This window comes from Tatumella ptyseos, from assembly GCF_030552895.1.
GTDB classification, from domain to species: Bacteria; Pseudomonadota; Gammaproteobacteria; order Enterobacterales; family Enterobacteriaceae; genus Rosenbergiella; species Rosenbergiella ptyseos_A.
Genome location: NZ_CP130649.1, coordinates 2,598,209 through 2,619,444, shown reverse-complemented (window position 1 = coordinate 2,619,444; position 21,236 = coordinate 2,598,209). Strand labels below are relative to the sequence as shown.

The 21,236-nt window shown below is 48.2% G+C and carries 18 protein-coding genes and 1 other RNA gene; 12 read left to right on the top strand and 7 right to left on the bottom strand.

Going from position 1 to position 21,236, the window contains the following annotated elements; genetic code table 11:
• Positions 1-11 precede the first annotated feature (11 nt).
• A complete protein-coding gene (locus QJR74_RS12425; protein ID WP_099823506.1) occupies positions 12-1,358 on the bottom strand; it encodes a hemolysin family protein in 1,347 nt (448 codons plus the stop codon).
• A 444-nt stretch (positions 1,359-1,802) separates the two neighbouring features.
• Between QJR74_RS12425 and tamA the strand changes: the two genes are divergently transcribed.
• From tamA to QJR74_RS12410, 3 genes are read left to right on the top strand one after another with little or no spacing between them, the layout of a single operon-like run.
• Positions 1,803-3,518 (top strand): autotransporter assembly complex protein TamA, encoded by a 1,716-nt coding sequence (tamA, locus tag QJR74_RS12420; protein WP_304374044.1) that lies wholly within the window; start codon positions 1,803-1,805, stop codon positions 3,516-3,518.
• A complete protein-coding gene (gene tamB / locus QJR74_RS12415; protein WP_304372135.1) occupies positions 3,515-7,342 on the top strand; it encodes an autotransporter assembly complex protein TamB in 3,828 nt (1,275 codons plus the stop codon). The genes tamA and tamB overlap by 4 nt, the downstream gene beginning before the upstream one ends.
• 2 nt (positions 7,343-7,344) lie before the next feature.
• Positions 7,345-7,692, top strand: a complete 348-nt coding sequence (locus QJR74_RS12410) for a gamma-glutamylcyclotransferase family protein (RefSeq protein ID WP_304372134.1) — start codon at positions 7,345-7,347, stop codon at positions 7,690-7,692.
• Between the two features lie 34 nt (positions 7,693-7,726).
• On the opposite strand, the gene ppa is transcribed toward QJR74_RS12410, so the two are convergent.
• Together ppa and fbp are read right to left on the bottom strand one after the other, a co-directional pair.
• Complete coding sequence (gene ppa, locus QJR74_RS12405) at positions 7,727-8,257, bottom strand: inorganic diphosphatase (protein WP_241623559.1); 531 nt, start codon at positions 8,255-8,257, stop codon at positions 7,727-7,729.
• 82 nt (positions 8,258-8,339) lie between these two features.
• Positions 8,340-9,332: a class 1 fructose-bisphosphatase gene (gene fbp / locus QJR74_RS12400; RefSeq protein WP_304372133.1), complete on the bottom strand. Its 993-nt coding sequence runs from the start codon at positions 9,330-9,332 to the stop codon at positions 8,340-8,342.
• 143 nt (positions 9,333-9,475) lie between these two features.
• Between fbp and mpl the strand changes: the two genes are divergently transcribed.
• Positions 9,476-10,843, top strand: a complete 1,368-nt coding sequence (gene mpl, locus QJR74_RS12395) for a UDP-N-acetylmuramate:L-alanyl-gamma-D-glutamyl-meso-diaminopimelate ligase (RefSeq protein ID WP_304372132.1) — start codon at positions 9,476-9,478, stop codon at positions 10,841-10,843.
• Positions 10,844-10,886: 43 nt separating this feature from the next.
• On the opposite strand, the gene yjgA is transcribed toward mpl, so the two are convergent.
• Complete coding sequence (yjgA, locus tag QJR74_RS12390) at positions 10,887-11,429, bottom strand: ribosome biogenesis factor YjgA (RefSeq protein WP_304372131.1); 543 nt, start codon at positions 11,427-11,429, stop codon at positions 10,887-10,889.
• 114 nt (positions 11,430-11,543) lie between these two features.
• On the opposite strand from yjgA, the gene pmbA reads away from it, so the two are divergent.
• Together pmbA and QJR74_RS12380 are read left to right on the top strand one after the other, a co-directional pair.
• On the top strand, positions 11,544-12,884 hold the full coding sequence (pmbA, locus tag QJR74_RS12385; protein WP_304372130.1) for a metalloprotease PmbA: 1,341 nt from the start codon (positions 11,544-11,546) through the stop codon (positions 12,882-12,884).
• Positions 12,885-12,896: 12 nt separating this feature from the next.
• On the top strand, positions 12,897-13,289 hold the full coding sequence (locus QJR74_RS12380; RefSeq protein WP_304372129.1) for a cytochrome b562: 393 nt from the start codon (positions 12,897-12,899) through the stop codon (positions 13,287-13,289).
• Positions 13,290-13,301: 12 nt separating this feature from the next.
• On the opposite strand, the gene QJR74_RS12375 is transcribed toward QJR74_RS12380, so the two are convergent.
• Positions 13,302-14,087 (bottom strand): AraC family transcriptional regulator, encoded by a 786-nt coding sequence (locus QJR74_RS12375; RefSeq protein ID WP_304372128.1) that lies wholly within the window; start codon positions 14,085-14,087, stop codon positions 13,302-13,304.
• A 96-nt stretch (positions 14,088-14,183) separates the two neighbouring features.
• Here QJR74_RS12375 and QJR74_RS12370 point away from each other — a divergent pair, with 96 nt between their 5' ends.
• Positions 14,184-15,362 carry an MFS transporter gene (locus QJR74_RS12370; RefSeq protein WP_304372127.1) on the top strand — a complete coding sequence of 393 codons (1,179 nt, stop codon included), beginning with the start codon at positions 14,184-14,186 and terminating at the stop codon, positions 15,360-15,362.
• A 39-nt stretch (positions 15,363-15,401) separates the two neighbouring features.
• Here QJR74_RS12370 and rnpB read toward each other — a convergent pair.
• Together rnpB and rsmI are read right to left on the bottom strand one after the other, a co-directional pair.
• An RNA gene (rnpB, locus tag QJR74_RS12365) (RNase P RNA component class A) lies at positions 15,402-15,774 on the bottom strand.
• 50 nt (positions 15,775-15,824) lie between these two features.
• Positions 15,825-16,691: a 16S rRNA (cytidine(1402)-2'-O)-methyltransferase gene (gene rsmI / locus QJR74_RS12360; protein ID WP_304372126.1), complete on the bottom strand. Its 867-nt coding sequence runs from the start codon at positions 16,689-16,691 to the stop codon at positions 15,825-15,827.
• Positions 16,692-16,752: 61 nt separating this feature from the next.
• Here rsmI and QJR74_RS12355 point away from each other — a divergent pair, with 61 nt between their 5' ends.
• From QJR74_RS12355 to QJR74_RS12335, 5 genes are read left to right on the top strand one after another with little or no spacing between them, the layout of a single operon-like run.
• A complete protein-coding gene (locus tag QJR74_RS12355) occupies positions 16,753-18,780 on the top strand; it encodes a penicillin-binding protein activator (RefSeq protein ID WP_304372125.1) in 2,028 nt (675 codons plus the stop codon).
• Positions 18,738-19,124 carry a YraN family protein gene (locus QJR74_RS12350; protein WP_241623566.1) on the top strand — a complete coding sequence of 129 codons (387 nt, stop codon included), beginning with the start codon at positions 18,738-18,740 and terminating at the stop codon, positions 19,122-19,124. Before QJR74_RS12355 ends, QJR74_RS12350 begins: the two co-directional genes overlap by 43 nt.
• A gap of 23 nt (positions 19,125-19,147) precedes the next feature.
• Complete coding sequence (diaA, locus tag QJR74_RS12345; RefSeq protein WP_241623567.1) at positions 19,148-19,738, top strand: DnaA initiator-associating protein DiaA; 591 nt, start codon at positions 19,148-19,150, stop codon at positions 19,736-19,738.
• 11 nt (positions 19,739-19,749) lie between these two features.
• The gene (dolP, locus tag QJR74_RS12340) at positions 19,750-20,322 is read left to right on the top strand and encodes a division/outer membrane stress-associated lipid-binding lipoprotein (RefSeq protein WP_304372124.1); all 573 of its coding nucleotides are present in this window, start codon (positions 19,750-19,752) and stop codon (positions 20,320-20,322) included.
• A 4-nt stretch (positions 20,323-20,326) separates the two neighbouring features.
• The gene (locus QJR74_RS12335; protein WP_304372123.1) at positions 20,327-21,235 is read left to right on the top strand and encodes a LysR family transcriptional regulator; all 909 of its coding nucleotides are present in this window, start codon (positions 20,327-20,329) and stop codon (positions 21,233-21,235) included.
• Position 21,236: the final 1 nt, after the last annotated feature.

Sequence of the window (21,236 nt, the reverse complement as noted above, 5' to 3'; positions counted from 1 at the left end):
GGCCCGAACCATTATTGTTGCTTACCTGTAATCTCGTCGATCACTTGGCCCGCAGGGGTTAATGGAGTAGGGCGTTCGTCACTGACGCGCGTGACCAATAATTGGTCAATACGGTAGTTATCGATATCAACTACCTCAAACTTATAGCCAGAGAAGATAACAAAGTCAGTCCGTTTCGGGATTTTACGCAGCATATACATCATAAAACCACCAATGGTTTCATAGTTACCCGAGTGTGGGAACTCTTCGATATGCAGGACACGTACGACATCATCGATCGGTGTTCCGCCTTCGACTAACCACGAATTGGCATCGCGTGCCACGATTTGCTCTTCAAAACCTTGACCGACTAAATCGCCCATCAGTGTCGTCATCACATCATTAAGCGTGATAATCCCCACTACTAAAGCGTATTCGTTCATAATTACGGCGAAATCTTCTCCCGCTGTTTTAAAACTTTCTAAGGCTTCAGACAGGGTTAAGGTATCGGGGACGATCAAGGCTGAACGGATTTGTACACCGCTGCTCAAGGTCATGCTCTGATTACCCAGAACGCGTAGCAGTAACTCTTTAGAATCAACATAACCGACAATATGGTCGATATCGCCATTGCAGACCAAGAACTTAGAATGTGGGTGATCAGCAATTTTCGATTTTAATACTGCTTCTTCTTCATTTAGGTCAAACCAAACGATGTTTTCCCGAGAGGTCATAGAAGAGGGGACAGTACGAGATTCTAGCTCAAACACGTTTTCAATCAGTTCATGCTCTTGTTTACGTAATACACCTGCCAAGGCACCCGCTTCCACTACCGCATAAATATCATCCGGCGTGATATCGTCTTTACGATCCATAGGAATTTTAAATAGGCGGAAGACATTGTTAGCCATACCGTTAAAAAACCAGACCAATGGACGGAAAATCAATAAACAGATTCGCATCGGTCCAATAATTCTCAGGGCGATAGCCTCTGGAGCAATCATACCGATTCGTTTTGGGGTGAGGTCAGCAAAGAGAATAAAGAGGCTCGTCACGACGGTGAATGAACAGATGAAACTCAGCTTTTCTGATAACTCTGGGGATAAGAAGCGATGAAAGAAATCAGAGAATACCGGCATAAAGGCAGAATCCCCGACAATACCGCCGAGAATGGCCACAGCATTGACCCCGATCTGCACAACGGTAAAGAACATACCCGGTGATTCTTGAAGTTTGAGCACATGCTCTGCACGTATATCACCATCGTTGGCAAGAAGTCTAAGTTTGATTTTTCGCGCGGCGGCCAGAGAGATCTCTGACATGGCAAAGAAAAAACTAATTACTATTAATACTAGGATGACAAGTAAGCTATCTAACATAAGGAGTCCGAAGTTTATCAGCTTGTCATTTTTGGCCTGGGCAACTTCACAACAAAGCTTTATTCAGGCAGTTAGTGAGGAAGAACACGTTATCCGTGCCAAAAATGTCTGTCAGGGCATATTCACTATGAATAGTGCTCAGCAACAGAAATGGCAGTGATAACTGCCTAGGCAGAGTATAGCAGTAGCAAGGAATAAGTCGCTAGAGGGATCTGCGCAGAAATTCAGCATTATAGAACGCTTTTAGATCGCTGGTTGTAATTTGTGCAGGGTTTTTGGACAATAGCGCGATTGATAAGAAAAATTATTATTTGATTAAGACTTTATAAGGTTTGAGCAAGACTAAGCTGGCGACAGTGTGTATATTTTAATGCTATTACGCGATTTGCTGCTGCAAATGGATGTTCAACAGGAGAGTTCGTGACACGTTTAACCCATTATAGTATGGCAGCACTTTTGTTAGCCGCACCCTCACTCCAGGCCGCGACGGTCAGGCTGAACCTAGAAGGGCTTTCTGGCGAACTACAAAATAATGTCAGAGTTAGATTGGCAACTATTACTAGCGAAGAAATCAGCGCGGACAGCCGGTTTCAAGCCCGCCTTGATGCCGTTATCAAACAAAGCTTACGTGCGCTTGGCTATTACGAGCCGGTGATTACCTATAGTGTATCGCCTGAACAGGCTCTGCCAGCAGGAAAAGTCCTCACTGTGCATGTCGACCCCGGTGTCCCAGTCAAAATTGGTGGTAGTACCCTTGTGGTCGAAGGTGAAGGGCAGCACGATACTGAGTATGAACAATGGGTTGAGAAAGGTCGTCCTAAAGTGGGTACCGTTCTAAACCATGGCGACTACGATAAATTTAAAAATGGGTTTTCCAGTATTGCGTTACGCAAGGGATATTTCGACGGCGCTTACCGCAAAAGCCAATTAGGCGTATCGCTACCGTTACACCAAGCATTCTGGGATATTGACTACGACACAGGGCAACGTTACCGCTTTGGTAAAGTTACGTTCACTGGATCGCAAATCAGAGAAGAATACTTAGAAAAATTGGTACCTTTCCATGAAGGTGACTATTACGATTCAAAAACGCTAGCAGAATTAAACCGGCGTTTATCCGCTATGGGGTGGTTTGGTTCGGTCGTCGCTGCGCCTGAATTTAAGGGTGCACAAAAAACCAAGGTATTACCTATCAATGCTGCGGTGACCCCGGCGGTAAAAAATAGCCTAGAGGTCGGTGCCGGTTTCTCCACCGACGTCGGACCGCAACTCAAAGCGACATGGAATCGACCTTGGGTAAACGAATATGGTCATAGCATCACGGCTAACACCTATCTGTCACAACCTGAACAGCAGCTGGATTTTACCTATAAAATTCCGCTACTAAAAAATCCTATCGAACAGTATTACACCATTAAAGGTGGGCTTAAGCGCACGGACCTAAATGATACCAAAGCCGATTCAACCACAATCGTTGGATCACGTTATTGGGAAAATAGCAGTGGTTGGCAAAAAGCGCTCAACTTGACGTGGCGTTTGGACCACTATACTCAGGGTAACTATACCAATACCACCATGTTGCTTTATCCCGGTGCGAGTATTAACCGAACTCGTTCGCGCGGCGGATTGATGCCAACCTGGGGCGATTCACAACGCTATTCAGTTGATTTTTCCGATACGACGTGGGGTTCTGGTGCTGACTTCGTCATTTTACAGGCCTCAAATGTCTGGATCCGTACTTATGCAGAGAAACACCGTTTCGTGGTAAGAGGAACATTAGGTTGGATTGAAACTGACGACTTTGACAAAGTCCCACCTGATCTTCGTTTCTTTGCAGGGGGAGACCGCAGCATTCGTGGTTACAAATATAAAGATGTCTCTCCTCGTGATAGCGATAATAACCTCACCGGGGCCAGTAAAATGGCGACGGGATCGTTCGAATATCAATACAACGTTACAGGAAAATGGTGGGGAGCAGCGTTCCTAGATAGTGGCGAGGCAGTCAATAACTTCAAAGATAGCGACATCAAGACCGGTGCCGGGGTAGGGGTGCGTTGGGCATCGCCAGTTGGACCGATCAAATTTGATATTGCCACGCCTATTGGTGACAAAGATACCCACGGTGTTCAGTTTTATATTGGCTTAGGACCTGAATTATGAGTTGGTGGAAAAAAGGATTAATCGGCCTGCTCGTCATCGTCTTAGTGCTGCTGACGACTGTTGCCTTATTAATTGGTACAACGTCTGGTTTACATCTGTTGTTTAAAGGGGCAAATCGTTGGGTACCTGGCCTGCACATTAGCCAAGTAGAAGGTGGCTGGCGTGATCTGAACTTGCGAGATATTACTTATCAAATGCAAGGCGTAGAAGTCCGTGGCGGTCAGCTTCATTTGGCAGTCAATACTTCGTGTCTGTGGCACTCCTCGGTTTGTGTTGACGATCTCTCATTACGCGATGTCAGTGTCGTTGTTGATACGAGTAAGATGGCACCCGCTGCGCCGGTTGAAGAGACAAAAAGCGAACCGTTAACTGATATATCAACCCCGTATCCCCTCACGCTTAAGCATCTTGGCTTAAATAATATCAATGTGAAAGTGGATGATACGAGTATTGCACTGGGCGAGTTCAGTACTGGTCTTGCTTGGCAGAATCGTCAAATTACCTTAGCCCCTACTCAAATCAATAATTTCTTATTGGCTTTGCCGACGGTGGCGAAAGTAGCGGTGGATAACGCCGCCCAAGCAACCAAAACCGCGATCACTCAAACGCCAGAGCAGGCGGCAGAGCAGAAGAAAGCGGAAGATGAACAGGCTCGTCTCGCGGCACAACAACCGCCATTGGGTGATACCCTCCGCACGCTATTTGCTAAGCCCTTATTGGACCTGCCTTCGGTGACCTTACCGGTAGATGTCGATATTCAAGGCATTACTGGTAATACCTTAAGGGTAACCGGGGACACCGAGTTAACGATTAACCGACTTAATCTAAAAGCGCGCGCCCAGAACAACCATATTGCTTTGCAACAATTACAAGTTCAGGCGATACAGGGGCAGTTGCATGCTAGCGGCGACGCTGATTTAGCCGATAATTGGCCGGTAAACATGAACCTTAACAGTACGCTAAATATTGACCCGATTAAGGGACAAAAAGTGAAATTGGCGCTGAAAGGGAATATGAAACAACAAGTTGACTTGGCGATAAACCTTTCTGGTCCGGTGAAAGCCCAATTAAATGCCATGGCACAACCGGCGACAGTGGGATTACCTTTCTCTTTGAAAGTGAATAGCCCGCGCTTACGCTGGCCACTCACCGGCCCAGCTCAAGTTCAAGTCGATAATCTTAATCTCGATACCTCAGGTAAGGCTTCAGACTACCGAATTCAGCTCGCTGCTGCTTTAACAGGTCAGGGTATTCCCCCTGCACAAATCTCGTTAAACGGTAAGGGTGATCTGGGTCAGTTCAGTTTAGACCGGCTACGCGTGGCGGCTTTACAAGGAAATATCGATCTTAATGCATTAGTGGACTGGAATAAGGCGATCAGCTGGCGCAGTGAATTGACGCTTAATAACATCAATACCGCACGGCAATATCCAGATTGGCCAGCTAAAATTAACGGGCAAATTACAACTAAGGGCAGTGTATTCGGTGGCACTTGGCAGTTTAGCGTGCCGAAGGTCGATATCAAAGGTAACGTTAAACAGAATCCGGTCAACATTGAAGGGAGCTTGCAAGGCAATAGCTACATGCAGTGGAAAATTCCACAGCTGTTGGTCGCCTTAGGGCGTAATCACCTTAATGTCCACGGCGAATTGAATGATAAATTGATGCTTGATGCAGATGTTGACGCACCGGCGCTCGACAATGCGTTGCCTGGGCTAGGTGGAACGCTGAAAGGCATGATCAATGCACGGGGCACCCTTAAGCAGCCGGAGTTGAAGGTGGATCTGCAAGGGCGTGCCCTACGTTGGCAACAGATACGTCTACAGTCCTTAGCCTTGAAGGGTAATGTCAGCTCTGCAGAGCAGATATCGGGTAATTTGAACCTGAATCTGCAGCAGTTACATCAAGAAGGGGTCGATATTCAGCAAATTTTGTTGAATGCGGGGGGTAACGAGCAAGCTCATCAATTAACCCTGAAAGTTACCGGTAAGCCGGTGGCAGGCGAGTTAGCATTGAAAGGGCATTTCGACCGTCAGCAACAACGTTGGCAAGGTAGCTTAACCCGGAGCCAATTCTCGACGCCAGTGGGTAATGTGACCTTAAGCCGGGCGATGAGTCTCGACTATCAAAATCTTAAACAGACGATAACGGTCGGTAGCCATTGTTGGTTGAATCCTAACGCAGAGCTGTGTGTACCCGAACCTATCGTGGCCGGACCCGCGGGACATGCACATCTACAGATCCGCAAACTTGATCTGGCGATGTTAAAAGATTTTCTTCCCGCACAGACCCAATTATCCGGACGTTTTAGTGGCGATACGCGGGTAAGCTGGACGGCGAATGGTGGTCTACCAGACGCTAATCTCAGCTTGAACGGCCAAGGCGTTCAAGTTCGTCAAGATGTACAAGGCAAGATGCTACCTATTGCCTTTGACCGCTTAGATCTGAAAGCAGCCTTAGTAAAAGGAAAAGCGCAACTACAGTGGCTGATCAAGTTGGCTAACAATGGTCAACTCACCGGTAATGTACAGGTTGCGGATCCCGAAAACCGTCGGACATTAGGCGGAACGGTCGGGATTGATAATCTCTCCTTGGCAATACTTAACCCGGCCTTGTCAAAAGGAGAAAGTGTTCAAGGTGTATTGAATAGCCAGTTACGCTTGGGGGGTTCGCTCCAGAGCCCACAGGTGTTTGGTCAACTGGCGTTGAAAAATGCGAAAGCACAAACCAGCGCAATGCCGGTTGAACTGACTGATGCAAACCTTTCGATGGTCTTTAATGGCATGTCATCGACGCTAGAAGGATTGATCCAAACGGCACATGGGAATTTGAATCTATCGGGTAATGCCGACTGGCGCCAACTTGATAACTGGCGTGCGCACATTGCCGCGAAGGGTGAAAAAATCCGGGTGACTGTGCCCCCAATGGTGAGAATGGATGTTTCACCGGACCTCACTTTTGATGCCACGCCTGCGGCCTTTAATCTCGATGGGCGAGTCGATATCCCTTGGGCTAGAATTGTGGTGCAAGATGTGCCAGAGAGCGCAGTCGGCGTATCGTCGGATGAAGTGATGCTCGATGAACATTTACAGCCAATTAAACCGGCCACGACTAGCATGGCGATCAATAGTAACTTGATTATTCATGTAGGCGATGATGTAAGGTTATCGGCATTTGGTCTCAATGCGCGATTGAATGGCGATCTTAAAGTAGGACAAGGGAAAAATGGCTTGGGCTTAAATGGACAAATCAATATCCCTTCAGGTCGCTTCCATGCTTATGGACAAGACTTGATCGTACGTAAAGGGCAACTACAGTTCTCCGGACCGCCTGATCAACCTTATGTGAACTTAGAAGCTATCCGTAACCCTGATGCTACTGAGGACAACGTTACCGCAGGTATCCGTGTTACCGGTTTAGCCGATGAGCCAAAAGTTGAGGTCTTCTCCGACCCGACGATGTCTCAACAAGCGGCACTCTCCTATTTATTAAGAGGCCAAGGTCTTGGAAGCAGTGATGATAGTAATGCATTAACTTCTGCTTTAGTCGGTTTAGGGGTTGCACAAAGTGGCCAAGTTATGGGTAAAATCGGCGAGACTTTTGGTGTCAGCAATTTAGCGTTAGATACCGCGGGCGTTGGCGATAGCCAACAAGTCCAAGTCAGTGGCTATGTACTACCAGGCCTACAAGTAAAATACGGAGTGGGACTCTTCGATTCGTTAGCAACGCTTACGCTACGATATCGGTTGATGCCTAAACTCTACCTGGAAGCAGTGTCTGGCGTCGATCAGGCATTGGATGTGCTTTATAAGTTTGAGTTTTAGCTATGCGAATCATTGTCTATGGCAGTTTAAGACGTAAGCAGGGAAATAGTCATTGGATGACGAATGCTCAGTGGCTGGGTGACTATCAAGTCGAAGGCTACGAGCTCTATAATCTTGGTCATTATCCGGGGGTGATCCCCGGTAAAGGGACGATCGAGGGGGAAGTATATCGTATTGATGCGATGACATTAGGTGAGCTGGATGCTTTGAGAACGAAAGGGGGCGAATATAAGCGTCAACTCGTCTCGACGCCTTACGGCAGTGCGTGGATGTATATTTATCAGCGCTCTGTGGCAGGCCGCCAGCAAATACCGAGTGGGAATTGGCTAGATAGGATTGAGAACCCTTAAAAAAAAGCCGTCGTGAAAGACGGCTTTTTTACAATTACTTCTGTTGAGCGCGCTCGAAAGAAGAAACGATTTCCGCTTTCGCCGCAGCAGCGTCGCCCCAACCTTCCACTTTCACCCACTTACCTTTTTCCAGCGCTTTATATTGCTCGAAGAAGTGTGCAATTTGGCCGCGCAGTAGCTCAGGCAGATCATTCACATCGTTGATGTGATCGTACTCTTTAGACAGTTTGCTGTGTGGTACAGCAATGACTTTAGCGTCTTCGCCTGACTCGTCGGTCATTTTCAGTACGCCGACTGGACGACAACGGATAACTGAACCCGGCTGTAAGGGGTATGGAGTAGGAACTAAAACGTCAACCGGGTCACCATCTAAAGAAAGCGTGTGGTTGATATAACCGTAGTTACATGGGTAGAACATTGCAGTTGCCATGAAACGGTCAACAAACAGAGCTCCTGATTCTTTATCAACTTCATATTTGATCGGCGCAGCGTTTGCCGGGATTTCAATAACAACGTTGATATCTTCAGGTAAGTCTTTACCCGCTTCGACGAGGTTCAAGCTCATGGTTGATTCCTATTTATCAATGAAATTTGTGGTGCGCATTATAGCGAATTACGCACCAGTATGTGTCCGATTTTTTAATCGCTTATTGATTTTCACTGATAAAACGTTCGACATCTTCAACCATGTATTGGTTTCCGACATAAAATGGGCAACGTTCATGAATGGTTTGCGGTTTCAAATCGAGAATACGGTTAACGCCATCACTGGCTTTACCTCCCGCTTGCTCGGCTAAGAAGGCCATTGGGTTACACTCGTATAATAACCGTAGTTTTCCTTTTGGATGACTCGCCGTTTGTGGATAGAGGTAAATTCCACCTTTTAGCAAATTACGGTGGAAGTCAGCCACTAATGAGCCGATGTAGCGTGAGGTATAAGGGCGGTGAGTCGCCTCATCTTCTGCTTGGCAGAATTTTAGATACTTTTTCACGCCGACCGGGAAGTGAACATAATACCCTTCGTTAATCGAGTACATTTTCCCAGTGGGTGGATAGGTCAGACGCTCTTGGTTTAAGCAGAATACCCCTAAAGATGGATCGTAAGTGAAGGCGTTGACACCATTACCGGTGGTATACACCAACATGGTTGAAGACCCGTAGACGACATAACCTGCAGCCACTTGTTGGTGACCCGGTTGCATAAAGTCTTCTTCGGTAATCGGTGTACCGACCGGTGTGACACGATGATAGATAGAGAAAATGGTTCCCACTGAAACGTTAACATCGATATTTGATGAACCGTCTAAAGGATCCATTAACACCACATAGCGACCATCTTCGAAGCCTTCGAAAATAACGAATTCGTCTTCTTCTTCAGAGGCGATTCCAGCCACAATACCTCGGGCTTTTAATGCCGATTTTAGTTTTTCGTTCGCGTATAAATCGAGCTTCATTTGTTGCTCGCCTTGTACGTTCTCGATACCGTTCGCGCCGAGAATATCTAACAAGCCCGCTTTATTGATATCGCGATGAATAATTTTCGCGCCAAGTTTGATTGCTGAAAGAAGGGCGGTGAGCTCACCGGTGGCATGGGGAAAGTCTGCTTGTTTTTCAACAATAAATTCGCCTAAGGTCTTCATTGCGTATCCTGATCGTAAATTGGTTTACTTTTCATTAACAGTATAGTCAAGCTACACTGCGGATCGGATCAAATCAATCCTCTGAGTTGCTCCTAAATGCGATATAGGTAAACTGTACAAAAAACTTAGTGGTAGATCTCTTAATGCGAATTCATATTCTTGGTATCTGTGGAACATTCATGGGTGGTTTAGCCATTCTCGCGAGGGCCTTGGGGCATGAAGTAACAGGGTCCGATGCGAACGTCTATCCACCGATGAGTACCTTGTTGGCACAACAAGGCATTAGTTTGACTCAAGGCTACGATCCACAGCAGCTGGATCCGGCACCTGATTTAGTGATTATCGGTAACGCCATGTCGCGGGGAAATCCTTGCGTCGAAGCCGTTCTGGAAAATAATATTCCTTATGTTTCGGGTCCACAGTGGCTACACGATTTTATTTTGCGTGATCGCTGGGTAATCGCCGTTGCCGGGACCCATGGTAAGACCACTACCTCAGGTATGGTCGCGTGGATCCTCGAGTCGTGTGGCATGGCTCCGGGTTTTGTTATTGGGGGCGTACCCGGTAACTTTGATGTCTCAGCACGTTTAGGCGATAGTCCGTTTTTCGTTATCGAGGCAGATGAATATGACAGTGCCTTCTTCGATAAGCGGTCAAAATTCGTTCATTACTGCCCACGTACGCTGGTGTTGAATAATCTCGAATTTGACCATGCGGACATCTTTGATGACTTGAATGCAGTGAAAAAGCAGTTCCACCATTTACTGCGTATCGTTCCAGGTAAAGGAAAAGTGATCTGGCCAGAGCAGGATCATAATTTGCGTCACGTTATCGGGATGGGCTGCTGGAGTGAGCAAGAGACAACGGGTCCACACGGCCAGTGGCTGGCACAGAAAAGCTGCCCCGATGCCTCCCGCTGGTCAGTAAAACTCAACAATGAAGTGGTCGCAGAGGTTGAGTGGGGATTAGTCGGTGAACATAATATGAACAATGGCTTGATGGCAATCGCTGCGGCTAGGCATATTGGGATCACTCCACAGGATGCAGCGAAAGCGCTAAATGAGTTCGTCAATGCAAGACGGCGTCTCGAACTCCGCGGAACGGTGAATGGCATTGAAGTTTATGATGACTTTGCTCACCACCCCACGGCTATTTTAGCAACGCTCTCTGCGCTGCGGAGTAAAATTGGCGGGACTCGTCGCATTTTGGCAGTTTTAGAGCCTCGTTCGAATACGATGAAGTTAGGGGTCAGTAAGAATGAACTTGCTCCTTCCTTGGCTCGTGCCGACGAAGTGTTTCTATTCCAGCCGAGCCATATCCCTTGGCAAGTTGCTGAGGTTGCAGAGGCTTGCGTCCAGCCGGTGCAATGGAGCGCTGACATCACGCAGTTAGTCGCAATGATCACTAAGTCTGTGAAACCAGGCGATGTTATTTTGGTGATGAGTAACGGCGGTTTCGAAGGGATACACCAGAAGCTGTTGGATAGCCTTTCGGCCTCAACACTAGCGTAATAAAAAATGCCGCTCAGTGTAGACGCTGGGCGGCAGTAAAGGATTAGGCTTCGGCGAGCTCACGCAGATATTGGAAAATCTGGCGGGATGACTTTGGCGGCTTATTCGTTGCTTTCTCTTTTTGTGCATTACGAATCAAGCTGCGAAGTTGTTGACGATCTGCCATTGGGTATAGCTCAATCACTTCATCCATCGCGCTATCCCCTTGTTCAATTAGACGATCACGCAAAACTTCTAATTTGTGGAATAAGGCGACTTGTTGGTTATGTCTATTTTTCAGCTTGTCGAGTGCTAAGCGGATAGGCTGCTCATCGCGTGAGCGTAGCATTTTTCCAATTAACTGGATTTGGCGACGACGGCCTTCTTTCTTGATGCGTTGTGCAAGTTCAATGGCTTGACGTAATTCTTCATCAAGCGGAATTCGATCGAGTTCGTTCTTGCTTAACTCCATCATTTCCATTCCAAGACGTTTTAGCTCTTCGGCATCACGTTTAATTTCGCTTTTACTGACCCAAATTATCTCTTCGTCTTCTTCTTCTTGTGGATCAGGCTGGTGGTCGAGCCACTCATCGGGCGGGTTAATCATGGTAGGGCTCCTAAAAAAAGTGGCTTATGCTATCAGGTTACAGCCAGACTGCGAAATTGTTCTCTGACTCTGTTAAACTCATTCTACCTTCAGATAACAGCAGATGGCAGAGCAATGAGTGAATCTCTTCAAGTTTTAGAACAACAACAGGTTCTTGAACACGCGGTCGAACATGCCTTAACCTTCGCAAAAAGCCGCACAGATGGCGCAGAAGTCGCCGTTAATAAAACGACTGGACTGAGCGTAAGCACTCGCTACGGTGAAGTAGAGAATGTTGAATTTAATAGCGATGGTGCCCTTGGTATCACCGTTTATCTCGGGCAGCGTAAAGGCAGTGCCTCCTCTACCGATTTAAGCCCTGTAGCCATTGAACGTGCGGTGCAGGCGGCAATCGATATTGCTCGCTATACCTCAGAGGATCCTTTCTCCGATGTGGCTGATGCCTCTTTACTGGCATGGGATGCCCCAGATTTGGATCTTTACCACCCTTTAGCCATCACGCCCGATCGTGCCATCGAGTATGCAGCGGCGGCTGAGCAAGCGGCATTGGAGTGTGACTCACGCATCGTGAATAGCGAAGGCGGAAGTTTTAGTAGCCATGCGGGGATTCGCGTCTTTGGAAACAGCCACGGATTTTTGAAAAGTTACTGTTCAACGCGTCACTCCATGTTCAGTTCGGTGATTGCTGAGCAGAATGGTCAGATGGAACGAGATTACGCTTATACATCAGGGCGTGATTTTGCCGACCTACAAAGTGCTGAATGGGTAGGGAAGGAGTGTGCACGCCGTACCTTGTCGCGCTTGTCTCCACAAAAACTCTCAACCCGAAAAGCACCCGTTTTATTTGCCCCCGAAGTCGCGAGTGGGCTGATTGGACACCTAGTAGGTGCTATTAGCGGTAGCAGTGTCTATCGTAAGTCGACTTTTTTACTCGATAGCTTGGGTAAACAAATCTTCCCAGAGTGGTTATCGATTACCGAACAACCACATCTACTAAAAGGGACGGCATCCTCGCCTTTCGATAGCGAAGGCGTACGCACCCAGCAACGTACGATTGTCGATCAAGGGGTATTACAAACTTGGCTGATGACCAGTTACTCTGCTCGGAAATTGGGGTTACAAAGTACCGGTCACGCAGGTGGGATCCATAACTGGCGTTTAGCCGGTCAGGGGCAAAGCTTCGAGCAGTTACTGAAAAGAATGGGAACGGGGCTGGTGGTCACTGAATTGATGGGGCAGGGCGTTAGCGCAATGACCGGTGACTACTCACGCGGAGCCGCAGGTTTTTGGGTAGAGAACGGTGAAATTCAATATCCTGTCAGCGAGATTACTATTGCCAGTAACCTACAGGATATGTGGCGTACGATGGTAACGGTCGGCGATGATATTGATGAGCGAGGCAATATCCAATGTGGTTCGATTCTGTTAGAACAGATGAGTATCGCTGGTCAATAAAGGGAAGACGCTATGCGACAAATAGGTTTGGCCGTACTCAGTACCGCGTTAGTTTGTTCCTCGTTAACTTTTTCTGTTCGAGCCGCAGACTTAGAAGGAGATATGCTCAGTCTATCCTCGGGCCTGAGTACCGTATTGAGCAGCAATCAGCCGAGTGAAATGCAACAGGCGTTAACGCAAATGCGCGATGCAGCAAAAGACGCTAAAACGGCGACTCCCCCTTCATTAGCAGGGAGCGCGCCGCAAAGCCCGGCCATGCAGGATTGGCGCAATGCGTTCGATCAGCTCATCACCAAAGTTAACCAAGCCGAACAACAGGTTAAGCTCGGTAAGTTGGCTGAGGCTAAACAGACCGCGCAACAAATCTCAGCGCTACGTAACGAAAATCATCGTAAATATCGCTGAATACTCAGCATGCTAGGCATTAATTCCTTGTCGATATTGGCCAGGGGTTATGCCTAGCGCCTTCTTGAACATAGTAATAAAGGCTGTTACCGACTCATAACCTAATTCATGGGCGATAATTTCTACGCGCTCGCCGTCAACCAATCGATTGATGGCAATAATGAGCTGTAACTGTTGTCGCCATGGACGAAAGCTCAATCCTGTTTCGTTAATCATTAGCCGCGCTAAGCTTCTCTCACACAATGCCAACTTTTTTGCCCAATAGGCTGCAGGGTGCTTCGCTTGGCCGGGCTGCTGGATTGCCTCAACCAACAAACGGATTTTAGGATGATTCGACATCGGTAGCTGTAACTTACCTATTGGCTGTTCAACCAGCAGGTCGAGCAGAACCGCAATCACACGCTGCGTCTTCGAGGAGTGATACTGGCTTAGAGGAAGAGACGCTAAGCGAAAAATAAGTTCTCTGACGAGAGCGGAAATACGTAACGTGCAGCATTCCTTGGGCATCTCGGCACTGTGCGGTTCAATAAAGACGAAACAAAACTCCGCGTGTTGTGAGACTTTATTGCTATGGATAACATGGCTCGGAATCCAGATAGCTTGCCCAGTCGGCGCCATCCAGATGCCATCTTCAACTTGGCAGGTAATCGTACCTTGCAAGGGCAGAATTAATTGGCCTTTACGATGCTGATGAAAGGCAAGTTCATGGAAAGATTCACTGGCTTTAACCCGAAAAACTCCCACCTTATCGAGATGACGATCCGGATCGAAGCCCTGTGGAATAGTGGGAATATGCATATTGTCCATTTTTAGCGATAAATTGTCATTATAGCTTGATTTAACCCTGCTGAAGAGGGGGTATGCTACGGGCTTATCAACAAAAGAGATTCTCCTATGGCGTCGCCTGCAATGACTCATCACTCAAAAAAATCGTTAATTATTGGCATTTTATTGGTTGCGACAACGCTTAGAGCGCCTTTTACCGGACTCGCCCCACTATTAGCGACGCTTGGCCAAACATTAGATTTAGATACGATGCAGGTAGGGCTGCTTACTACCTTACCGTTACTGGCTTTTGCTTTACTCTCGCCGCTGGTGCCTTATTTGACCCGTTACCTTGGATTAGAACGCAGTGTTGCCGTGGCCTTAGTCGCCATTTGTCTCGGGGTCGTGCTGCGTGCGCTGGGGACGGTCACCTTCCTGTATCTTGGTACGGTGATCATCGGTGCGGGTATAGCGGTAGGCAATGTGATCCTACCAAGTTTATTAAAGCGCGATTTCGTCAGTATCCTGCCCAAAATGACTGGGGCTTATTCGTTAACGATGGGCATCAGCGCCGCGTTAGCCTCTGTGCTGGTGGTACCGCTTGCCACGCATCTTGGTTGGGCGCAGGCCTCCTTAAGCTTACTGATTTTTCCCTTGATTGCCCTGATAGCCTGGGCACAACAGCTTAAGGGGAGGGCGGTTACCGGATTATCGCGCCCGGCGATGAGCAGTAATGCACGGATCTGGCGCTCTTCATTAGCTTGGCAAATTACGCTCTATCTAGGGTTGAACTCGCTAATTTATTACGTATTAGTCAGTTGGTTACCCGCACTTCTGGTGGACAGTGGCTTTTCGGCCACCGAGGCGGGTAGCTTACATGGACTGCTACAACTCGCGACGGCACTTCCTGGCTTAGTTATTGGTACCGTGATTGCGCGTTATCGCGATCAACGTTGGTTAGCCATGGCGATGGCAAGCCTGTGGGGAGTGAGTCTTATGGGATTATGGGGGATGCCAAGCTGGGCAATAGTGTGGGTAAGCTTTGCTGGAATAGGCTCGGGTGCAGCGATGATTCTCGGCCTATCGCTGATTGGCCTTCGTAGCCGTTCGGCTCATCAAGCGGTGGCGCTTTCGGGGATGGCACAGGCCGTGGGCTATTTACTCGCGGCAGTCGGACCCGCTGCGATGGGGACATTGCATCAACAGAGCGGAAGCTGGCATTTACCGTTACTTTTCTGTTTGATATTAGCTGTTGTGATGATGGTAATGGGCTTACTTGCCGGTAAAAATCGGCTGATGGAAGAATAAAAAAAGAGGTTACTGCATGCAGTAACCTCTTCTTTAAAAAGGTGAAGCTGACCGGTAAGCCGGGTTCTGTCGTGGACAGTCATTCCTCTAGGCCAGCAATCGCTCACTGGCTCAAGCAGCCTACCCGGGTTCAGTACGGGCCGTACCATGTGAACCCCTATTTGGCCTTGCTCCGGGTGGAGTTTACCGTGCCACGGACTGTTGCCAGCCGCGCGGTGCGCTCTTACCGCACCCTTTCACCCTTACCTGATCCCTTACGGGCCATCGGCGGTTTGCTCTCTGTTGCACTGGTCGTAGGCTTGCGCCCCCCAGGCGTTACCTGGCACCCTGCCCTATGGAGCCCGGACTTTCCTCCCCTCCGCCCGTCTCCCTTTCGGGACGACGACGAAGCGGCGACTGTCTGGTCAGCTTCGGCGGCGGATGATAGGGGAAATTACCGCCATTGTCACGTTTTTCTATCGTTTAATTGGCCTGCTGCTGCGCTAATCCATGCTTATATAACGCATTTTTCTTCACGCCATGGATTTCAGCCGCCAAGGCTGCGGCTTTCTTGAGGGGCAATTCGGCCTGCAATAATGCTAGGGTACGTAAGGCTTCTGCAGGGAGTTCTTCCTCTTGCCTTTCAAAGCCTGCAACAATCAACACCATTTCGCCTTTACGACGATTTTCATCGGCCTGCACCCACGCCAATAGCTCACCGACTGGCGCGCCGTGGATAGACTCCCAGGTCTTGGTAATTTCCCGGGCAAGCACTACATGACGATGTTCGCCAAGTTCGCTGACCATGTCTGTCAAGCAATCAAGCAAGCGGTGGGTCGATTCGTAAAATATTAAGGTGCGAGGTTCCTCCAGTAAGGCCCTTAGCGCATCGCGGCGACCTTTACTTTTGGCAGGAAGAAATCCTTCGTAACAAAAACGATCAGAGGGCAGTCCAGACGCACTTAAGGCGGTAATGGCAGCACAGGCACCTGGAAGGGGGACAACTTTTAGCCCCGCTTGACGGCAACGGGTGACGAGGTGGTAGCCGGGATCATTGATTAAAGGGGTTCCTGCATCGGAAACCAAGGCTATACTTTCCCCTTGTTGTAATTTACTTATTAAAACATCTGCTTTTTGCTGTTCATTGTGATCATGTAATGAGAATAAGCGCGCATTGATGGCGAAATGTTGTAGGAGTAGGCCGGTATGACGTGTATCTTCTGCTGCAACCAGATCGACCTTTTCTAAGACGGTCAGCGCGCGTTGGGTAATGTCGGCTAAGTTACCAATAGGGGTGGGAACGATATATAATGTTCCTACAGAAATCTCTGACTGATCGTGTTGTTTCATTGTTTCATCCGAATTGCCGCTTTACTATAGGGCGTTCTGAGAAAAACATAATGGGTACTCTATGCTTTCTTCATTTGTGAATCGTCGTAACGCAGGGCGTTTTGTTCCTGTTGTGTTGGCCGGATTTATTTTGGCCGCCTGTGGTGTCAATCAAGAAAATCAGACGCCATCGGCTACTCTCCAACCCACTGCGAATCAAGGTTCTGCTTATTATCTGCAACAGATGCAGCAAAGCCAAGATGATAGCAGGAGTCACTGGCAATTACTCGCAATACGCGCGTTACTTGACGAGGGTAAGGTGGCACAAGCGGGGCAGCAACTGCAACAACTGCCGAGCCAGCTCACCGCGGACCAACAGGTTGAGCGCCATTTTTTAGCCGCGCAATATGCGATAAAACAGAAACAATTCCGTGAAGCGGCTCAGCAACTGAGTGCCTTATCAGTACCAGGGTTAAACGATACGCAGCGTCAGCGTTATTATCAGCTAATGATTGATAGCGCGCAGGGTGAAGCCCCTATCGACGTCCTACGGGCCTATATCGCTTTACAACCTCATCTCGCTGGCAGCGCTCAGCAAAAAAACCTCGATGCCACCTGGCAGACCTTGGTGACTATCCCTCAAGATCAAGTGGGTAATATCACCATTAATGCGAATGAAAATATTCTGCAGGGTTGGTTAGATCTATTAGGGGTTTATTATCAAAATCGCGGTGATCAGGATAATCTGAAACATGCAGTACAAGACTGGCAGACGCGTTATCCCGATAATCCAGCCTCTAAAACATTACCTGCTGGCTTGGCACAGGTGATGAATCTTTCTGTTGCCTCCACCAATACGATAGCGCTCCTATTGCCGTTATCGGGGCCCGGTGCAGTCTTCTCGAAAGCGATAGAACAAGGTTTTGAAGATGCCCGTAATGGTCATTTAGCGTCGAGCTCACCCGCAACCCCTGACGCGAATACCGTGATCCGCGCGCCACAAACCACAGCGTCGGCGACCAGTGATGCAGCGGTTAGCCCTTCAGCCGTAGCCACGCCAGCAGCGGATACCTCTAGCACGACAGCTGATGCGTCGAACCAAACGGCAGCTGTTCCAGGCACGGCGTCAGCTAATACTGCTGCACAGATAAAAGTTTACGACACCAATGGACATCCCATTGATCAACTTTTGCAGCAAGCCCAGCAAGAGGGAGCGACCTTAGTTGTCGGGCCATTATTAAAAGAGGATGTTGCGAAAGCCGTGACGACTCAAACATCCCTGAACATTCTGGCCTTAAACGAACCGACTGATTTACAAAACCATCCTAACGTTTGTTACTTCGCATTGTCGCCAGAGAACGAAGCGCGCGACGCTGCAGAACACATGTGGGCTCAAGGAAAACGCTCCCCAGTGCTATTATTGCCAAGCAATTCTTTGGGCGATCGTGTCGCGACAGCCTTTACTCGCCAGTGGCAAGCTTTAGGGGGAACTACCGTTTTACGTCAAACCATCGGTTCTGAAAGTGACTTAAGAAGCCAAATTAATAGTAATGCTGGTATTTCCTTATCTGGAACACCGGTGACGGCTGCGCCAAGTTCAGATAGCGGTGCCGTGACTGTCGCAGGTATGACCTTTGATGCGCCAAGCGCTCAGCCTGTGGCCGATAGCGGAGGCGTCGATTCTGTCTATATCGTAGCGAACCAAGCGTCATTAGATTTAATCAAGCCGCTTATCACCATGAAAATTGGTTCACAGAGCCATGTGGCGTTTTACGCGAATTCACTGAGCTCTCAAGCGGGTGCTGGACCGGATTTCCGCTTTGAAATGGAAGGGCTACAGTTTAGTGATATCCCGCTGCTGTCGGGGGCCAACCCTGGCTTAAAACAGCAGGTCACTGGTCAGTTCAATCAGGACTATACCCTGACTCGTCTTTACGCGATGGGTGTTGATGCTTGGACGTTGGCCAATCATTTTACTCCGTTGCGTCAGCAACCCGGTTACCAACTTCAAGGGAATACTGGTCTGCTGAAAGCCACACAAAATTGCGTGATTAACAGGACGTTATCATGGAACCAATATACTCACGGGGAGATTGTTCCCGTCAATTAACTCGACGTCAGCGAGGCGAGCAAATGGAAAAACTCGCCTGCCGCTACTTACGCCAAGCAGGATTACGCTGGATTTCCAGTAATATCTTATATCGACAAGGCGAGCTTGATCTGATTATGTTAGACGAGCAAACTTATGTTTTTGTTGAAGTCCGTTATCGTAAAAATGACCTTTACGGTGATGCGGTCGCGACGATAACGTGGCGTAAACAACAGAAAATTAAGACAGCGGCGGCTTATTGGTTAGCTAACCATAATATGTGTTTATCGACCGCAAATTGCCGGTTTGATGTCGTTGCGGTGACAGGCTCTCGCGTAAACTGGATCAAAAACGCGTTTTACTAAGATCAACAAAGTTAGGTGATGCAGTGCAGGATAGAATCAAAGCGTGTTTTACTGAAAGTATACAAACACAAATTGCCGCGGCCGAGGCGCTACCCGACGCTATTTCACGTGCAACTATGGTGATTGTTCAGTGTCTACTCAATGGCAATAAAGTATTGAGTTGCGGTAATGGCGCTTCCGCCGCCAATGCTCAGCACTTTACCGCTACGATGATCAATCAATTTGAGAATGAACGACCAAGCCTACCTGCATTTTGTTTAAGTGCAGACAATATTATGTTGACGGCGATTGGGAATGAGCGGCAGCACGATGAAATTTATGCTAAGCAAGTGCGTGCACTGGGTCAAACAGGAGATATCTTATTAGCTATCTCTACGCGCGGAAATAGTCCTGATATTGTGAAAGCTGTAGAAGCTGCGGTCACGCGTGATATGACTATCGTGGCATTAACGGGCTTTGATGGTGGGGTATTAGCGGGATTGCTAGGACCTCAAGATGTTGAAATTAGGATACCGTCGCACCGCAATGCCCGTATCCAAGAAATGCATATGCTAACTGTTAATTGTTTAAGTGAGTTAATTGATAACTCACTATTTCCTCATCAGGAAGGTTAAGGAGAAGTTGAATGAGATTCCCCTTTTTGGCTGTCGTACTGTGCAGTACATTCGCGCTACAAGGCTGTGCTGCAGTACTCATTGGCTCAGCAGGCGTTGCTACCAAGTCAGCCACTGATGCGCGCACCGTAGGTACTCAGGTCGACGATGGAACTTTAGAGCTACGTGTAGCCAATGCCCTTGCGACTAATAAAGAAATTAAAACCACGACCCATATTAATGAGACGGCGTATCAAGGAAAAGTCCTATTAACTGGTCAAGCCCCAACACAAGCCTTAGCGGATACGGCCCGAGATATTGCGGCAAAAACTGATGGCACGGTAGAGGTCTATAATGAAATTCGTATCGGCAATAACGTTAGCTTAGGAACCTCTTCTTCCGATACGTGGATCACGACTAAAATTCGTTCGCAGTTGCTGGCAAGTGACCAAGTGAAATCTTCAAGCATCAAAGTGACGACAGAGAATGGTGAAGTCTTTCTAATGGGCTTAGTCACTACAGCGGAAGGTCAAGCCGCAGCTGATCTGGCTAGCCGCGTGAATGGTGTTAAACACGTCACTACCGTCTACACGTTCTTAAAGTGATCTTATGCCTAAAGAGCGCGCATTAACCTTAGATGCTTTACGCGTGATGGATGCGATAGAGCGCCGCGGGAGCTTTGCCGCGGCGGCCGAGGAACTAGGCAAAGTTCCCTCGGCACTAAGCTATACCATGCAAAAACTGGAAGACGAGCTTGATGTCGTGCTGTTTGACCGCTCAGGGCACCGAACGAAATTTACTAATGTAGGTCGCTTGCTCCTTGAAAGAGGGCGATTTCTACTGGATGCTGCAGATAAATTGGCAGGGGATGCTGAAGCACTGGCCAGAGGCTGGGAGCCGCAACTTACTATCGTTTGTGAAGCGCTCGTGAGCTGTGAATATCTTTATCCTCTAGTGAATAAGCTTGAGGAAAAGAGTCACACTCAACTGAATTTGCTGACCGAGGTATTAGCGGGGGCGTGGGAAAGCTTGGAAGAGGGTCGGGCTGATATTGTAATCGCCCCAACACTCCATTTTCGTACCTCAACCGAAATTAATAGCCGTAAACTTTACAGTATGAAAAGTCTGTATGTAGCGAGTGCTGATCATCCTATTCTTAACGAGCCTGATCCTGATGCAGAGTCAGTGCGCCTCAAGTACCGAGGTATTGCTGTAGCGGATTCGGCACGTAAACGCCCGACAATAACTGTGCAGGTACTCGATCGTCAGAGCCGGTTAACAGTGAGTAACCTCGAGAATAAATATCGCGCTATCGTAGCAGGCTTAGGTGTAGGAACTTTACCTTATCCGATGATTGAAGAAGATCTACGAGAAGGGCGTTTAAAAGTGATTTCCGATACCTATCAGCGAGATATCGATGTGATTATGGCTTGGCGGCGAGATAGCATGGGCGAGGCAAAATCATGGGCTTTGCGCGAAATTCCCAAACTGTTCGCAAAAAAATTCCCGCTAAGTTAGC

What these genes read in the sequence shown, in the direction of transcription:
- QJR74_RS12380 (WP_304372129.1), top strand. Translation starts at nt 12,897, where the DNA reads ATGCGACAAATAGGTTTGGCCGTACTCAGTACCGCGTTAGTTTGTTCC.
- rsmI (WP_304372126.1), bottom strand. Translation starts at nt 16,691, where the DNA reads ATGAAACAACACGATCAGTCAGAGATTTCTGTAGGAACATTATATATC.
- mpl (WP_304372132.1), top strand. Translation starts at nt 9,476, where the DNA reads ATGCGAATTCATATTCTTGGTATCTGTGGAACATTCATGGGTGGTTTA.
- tamA (WP_304374044.1), top strand. Translation starts at nt 1,803, where the DNA reads ATGGCAGCACTTTTGTTAGCCGCACCCTCACTCCAGGCCGCGACGGTC.
- pmbA (WP_304372130.1), top strand. Translation starts at nt 11,544, where the DNA reads ATGAGTGAATCTCTTCAAGTTTTAGAACAACAACAGGTTCTTGAACAC.
- QJR74_RS12425 (WP_099823506.1), bottom strand. Translation starts at nt 1,358, where the DNA reads ATGTTAGATAGCTTACTTGTCATCCTAGTATTAATAGTAATTAGTTTT.
- QJR74_RS12375 (WP_304372128.1), bottom strand. Translation starts at nt 14,087, where the DNA reads ATGCATATTCCCACTATTCCACAGGGCTTCGATCCGGATCGTCATCTC.
- yjgA (WP_304372131.1), bottom strand. Translation starts at nt 11,429, where the DNA reads ATGATTAACCCGCCCGATGAGTGGCTCGACCACCAGCCTGATCCACAA.
- QJR74_RS12410 (WP_304372134.1), top strand. Translation starts at nt 7,345, where the DNA reads ATGCGAATCATTGTCTATGGCAGTTTAAGACGTAAGCAGGGAAATAGT.
- tamB (WP_304372135.1), top strand. Translation starts at nt 3,515, where the DNA reads ATGAGTTGGTGGAAAAAAGGATTAATCGGCCTGCTCGTCATCGTCTTA.
- QJR74_RS12355 (WP_304372125.1), top strand. Translation starts at nt 16,753, where the DNA reads ATGCTTTCTTCATTTGTGAATCGTCGTAACGCAGGGCGTTTTGTTCCT.
- ppa (WP_241623559.1), bottom strand. Translation starts at nt 8,257, where the DNA reads ATGAGCTTGAACCTCGTCGAAGCGGGTAAAGACTTACCTGAAGATATC.
- QJR74_RS12370 (WP_304372127.1), top strand. Translation starts at nt 14,184, where the DNA reads ATGGCGTCGCCTGCAATGACTCATCACTCAAAAAAATCGTTAATTATT.
- fbp (WP_304372133.1), bottom strand. Translation starts at nt 9,332, where the DNA reads ATGAAGACCTTAGGCGAATTTATTGTTGAAAAACAAGCAGACTTTCCC.
- QJR74_RS12335 (WP_304372123.1), top strand. Translation starts at nt 20,327, where the DNA reads ATGCCTAAAGAGCGCGCATTAACCTTAGATGCTTTACGCGTGATGGAT.
- dolP (WP_304372124.1), top strand. Translation starts at nt 19,750, where the DNA reads ATGAGATTCCCCTTTTTGGCTGTCGTACTGTGCAGTACATTCGCGCTA.
- QJR74_RS12350 (WP_241623566.1), top strand. Translation starts at nt 18,738, where the DNA reads ATGGAACCAATATACTCACGGGGAGATTGTTCCCGTCAATTAACTCGA.